Origin of the sequence: Paraburkholderia kururiensis JCM 10599 = LMG 19447 (assembly GCF_003986935.1) — a bacterium.
Classification (GTDB): domain Bacteria; phylum Pseudomonadota; class Gammaproteobacteria; order Burkholderiales; family Burkholderiaceae; genus Paraburkholderia; species Paraburkholderia kururiensis.
On the sequence record NZ_RJZE01000067.1, the window covers coordinates 1 to 4,366 of the forward strand.

Sequence of the window (4,366 nt, forward strand, 5' to 3'; positions counted from 1 at the left end):
TGACAATAGGCATGGACTTCCCCTCTCGCTGGTGTCGATGAATGTTCGCAACTTCATCCTGGCACATTGATGCCGATTCGCGGCTTCCGCCGCAGCCTCGGGACGGGGAAGTCCCTTTCATTCTCTAACCCGTTGATGCATTGCGATCAACCTGATGCCCCATATGGAACCTGGAACGAGGGGGGTCAGCGAACGCCCGTCCCATCAGTTTTACGTCTCGACCAACTTGCGCCGTCGCGGCCGTTTGTGTTACCCAATCCAAATGGCCGCAATCGCAGCGCTCTTTCTGCATCGCATCACGTCAGCGTATGCGAACGATGAGGCACCCCCCCTGCCCGTCTTCCTCGGTAGCCAGGACCGCTGCGTAACGAGGGCTGGCGGCACTGGATGACAAAAGCCACGCCAGCGCCAGCGAAAATGAAGCACTGTACGTTTCGCCGACGCAATCCATGAAGCGCTCGTTTATGGGCCGGAGGCCCTGCCCGAAGACCGTTCGCGCGGCCTCGCGTTCCAGATCACCCAGCGCAACGTCGGACGCACCGCAAAGAGCGTACTCTGATACGCTGCTGGATCGTATGCCGGCGGAGGTCAACGCGCGCGACAAGCACTCGATCAGGGGCCCCAGCGACCCATCTCGCGTACAAGAACCATTGCTGGAAAAGCGAACAGTTTCCAAAGCCACAATATCCGCGAGCGGGCGCCACGGCCCGGCCGATGCATTAGAATCAACACTGATGCAACCAAACATCGCGCAGCCGTCACCCAGCGGTACGGGATTGCGGCAACCCTGCTGAACGAGCAGGCGGTGCGCCCACGCTGTCTCACGGCACAATTCCTCGACGCTGCCGGCAAGGACGAGGTCCGCATAATTCCGCTCCAACATGTGCGACGCATACTTGAGCGCAAGAAGCCCTGACAACCTACCTCCAGATACGGTTGCATTAACAGATCGCGCTCCGAGATGAATCGCGCACTGCGACGCCGCATAATTCAATAGCGTGCTGGGAAAATTCCGGGGGTTTACGAGATAAGGCCTTGGCTGGGCGTGCGAATCGAGGACGAAATCACAGTAGCTTTTGATGCTGCCCGTGCTTGTGCCAACCACAATTCCCAAGCGATGGTCCGGGACATACTCTCGCAGGCGCAGGGAACCGTGCAGACGTATTGCCGTACATAGCGTCAGAGCGGTCGTCCGATCGATTACCTGTACCCGCTGCGCGCCGAGAACGCTTGATACTTCAAAACGGGCAGGGCGATATTCAACCTCTGTTGGCCATTCATCGACATTGTCATTCGGCGGAAACGAACTCTCTCGGGTGGCGGGGTTTGATGAGATTCGATCCTTGAAGACCGTGATCCCGGCACCCAACGCCGATAGCGCATCTGCTCCGACAATCCGGATGCATCCCAGACTCATATGGACCTCTCTTCGTCGTCGTAGCGGCCGTAGATTGTGATGGCATTGTTGCCACCGAACGCAAAGCCATTGTTCTGAACAACCCGCAGCCGGGTAGCACGCATTGTGTTTGGAACACAATCAACCCCACATGCCGGATCAGTTCTACGGTGATTGATTGTGGGGGGGATGAAATCCTTGCTGAGCGCGACAGCGCATGCAATGCTTCCTAACGCGCTCGCAGCACCCAGTGTATGCCCGATCATCGATTTGATCGACGAAATCGCTGGGACCCTATTCCCGAACACATCCCGAATAGCTGCAGACTCCACGGAATCGTTTGTCACGGTACCTGTGCCATGTGCGCATATATAATCGACGTCTATCGGCTCGATACGGGCATTTCGATGGGCAATGCGCATGCATTCCGCAATACTGCCGACATTTGGCGCGACGGGATTACTTGCGTCGCAGTTGAGACCGTAGCCGAGCACTTCCGCGTATATCCGTGCTCCGCGGGAGCGGGCACTCTCAAGGCTTTCGAGCACCAAGACGCCAGACCCCTCCCCCATCAGCATGCCCTTACGGTCTGCATCGAACGGCTGGCACCTCTCCGGTGCCATTGCACGAACACTGGAAAATCCGGCAAAGTTCTTGCGCGAAATTGATTCTGCGCCACCACACAACATCAAATCACTCTCACCAAGCACGATATTGTCGTAGGCATACCCGATCGCATAGTTTCCAGCGGCACACGCGGTACCGATCGTAATTGCCGCTCCCGGCAGGTCAAACTCTTGGGCGACGGAAAAAGCAAGTCTTTGGGCTGGCAACTGCCGCGCCAACTGGCGGGTGAGCGTTGCAGAGAGGGAGCCTGCAGAAGGAGCAATTAACGGTTCAATCGATGGCAGATCAGCATCACAGGTACCGATTGAAACACCGCATCGGCCACGAAGCAAACTCTCAACCTCAATACCTGCATCGCTGAGCGCCATTCTTGATGCTGCCACCGCAAGCTGGGCTGATCGCCCTATTGTTCGTGGGTCGACATTGCGAATCCACCGATATGGATCGAACTGCTGCACCTCGAAACCGACAGCTGTCGAAAATCCATCTGTACTGATCGAGCTAATCTTACGCAATCCGGACGCTCCCCTCCGAAATGCGTTCAGATGAGCCGTTATACCGATACCGACACTGCTTAACGCGCCAAGGCCGGTTATCACAACCCTTCGCATGAGAGTTCACTCCAGATGGCAGTAATCCACATAAACGTTTCGAAGGCGTTGTTGAGTCTCTTGTGCGGTATTCCCGCCGGTCACGCAACAGCCTCGCTCATAGAAGCGATCGGGATATCGACGCGACGGTCCAAACAAAATGTGGACAGCAGAAATGATCCCGCTGGGAAGGTACCGCTTGACTCAGGACAAGGCGATCCTCGCCGCACTCTACAACATCTCACCTGAAGCCCCCCGGCTAACAATCCCTCTCCGGCGGAGGATCTCTCAAAAGCATTCCTCCTGCGCATGGCGATAGCGCAGCAGGCCAGTACTTCCTCCTTCCGTGAACCGACGAGCCACTTGCTACTCGCCTGCTGTTTCGTGCCGTATGTGGCACCGTACGATTAGCGCATTAATTCCGCAGCTCGTAGCTACACCCGGTACAAACTGCAATAGAGTCGCTCCGAGTCAGTGTCGAGTCCGTAAGAAGTTCATTTGCAACGTTGCGCTCTGCCACGCCGCTGACTCTGCCTCACGTGAGGCACTCGCCTCCCGCCGATGCCGGTCAGCGGTAATGGGCTGCCCCATGTAGCAGGCCAGCGCACGGATACAACCTGTCGCACAATGCACAAATCAGCTTCTTCGGAGCAATGCTCAGCGGTCTCTCATGACGGTTGCCGAAAAGTACTTCAACGGCCTCTTAAGCCATTCCGCCATTTACTCCAATAACCTGGCGTGTAACATACGACGCCGCATCCGACATCAGGAATCCCACCACCGCGGCCACCTCAGTCGATTGTCCTATACGATTCATCGGCACAGCCTGAAGTGCCCTGTCAAGCGAGACGTGCGCAAGCATGCCAGTTTCGATAAAACCCGGTGCAACACTGTTGACGGTAATGTTCCGGGAAGCGAGTTCAACAGCAAGTGCTCTCGTCGCCCCTATAAGGCCGGCCTTAGCCGCGCTGTAGTTGACTTGCCCACGGTTTCCGATCAAACCGGACACTGAAGCGACAGTGACTATCCGCCCCCCGTTTCGGGCCTGTATCATTGGCATTATCAAAGGATGCACAACGTTATAGAACGCGTCGAGACTGGTCTCAATCACGACGTCCCAGTCCTCCGGAGTCAATGCTGGAAACGCCCCGTCGCGAATTACGCCCGCACAGCAAACCACTCCATAGTATGGCCCATTGGCCGTCGTATCGAAGTCAAGCACCTGCCGGCAACTGACACGGTCGCGTACATCGAATTGCAAAACTTCTGCGGCACCGCCTTGCGCCACAATGCCATCCACAACGACTTCTGCTTCGTTTCGGCTAGAACCGCAGTGTACCGATACAACGAAACCGTCCTCCGCCAACCGATAAGCAATTGCACGGCCGATACCGCGGCTTGCGCCTGTAACCAGTACCCGCCGCCCCATGGGAGCCTCCTTTTCAACGAAATTTCACCGGAAAGAATACTGAACCCGCTATTCGGTTGCCTCCGGCCCAGATCGAAAGCTATCGCTCAGCGGAACGTGATTTACAAAGGAACTTGCATATATTCTTCGCAAGCCCATCAAATTCCGCTCAAATTTAGTTTTAGATTATCAAAGCGTCAATGCAACAATTGTCAATCAGAGGTGGCGTCGCTTGTTCGGACAGGGTCCCGAGATTTTTAAGTGGAACCACCGGGGCGTTCATGCTGCCGATTTAATCGCAGGCAGCGTCGCGAAGTATGCCTCGTCCGGCGTGCGGTCTTCCAG

Annotated in this window: 3 protein-coding genes; all 3 read right to left on the reverse strand. The window is 56.2% G+C overall.

Annotated elements, in window-relative coordinates; all coding sequences use genetic code 11:
• Positions 1 to 301: 301 nt before the first annotated feature.
• Positions 302 to 1,417 (reverse strand): beta-ketoacyl synthase N-terminal-like domain-containing protein, encoded by a 1,116-nt coding sequence (locus PKKP23_RS33055; protein WP_126880038.1) that lies wholly within the window; start codon positions 1,415 to 1,417, stop codon positions 302 to 304.
• Positions 1,414 to 2,634, reverse strand: a complete 1,221-nt coding sequence (locus tag PKKP23_RS33060) for a beta-ketoacyl-[acyl-carrier-protein] synthase family protein (RefSeq protein ID WP_126880039.1) — start codon at positions 2,632 to 2,634, stop codon at positions 1,414 to 1,416. The genes PKKP23_RS33055 and PKKP23_RS33060 overlap by 4 nt, the downstream gene beginning before the upstream one ends.
• Positions 2,635 to 3,316: 682 nt before the next feature.
• Positions 3,317 to 4,042 carry a 3-ketoacyl-ACP reductase FabG2 gene (locus PKKP23_RS33065; protein ID WP_126880040.1) on the reverse strand — a complete coding sequence of 242 codons (726 nt, stop codon included), beginning with the start codon at positions 4,040 to 4,042 and terminating at the stop codon, positions 3,317 to 3,319.
• Positions 4,043 to 4,366 lie beyond the last annotated feature (324 nt).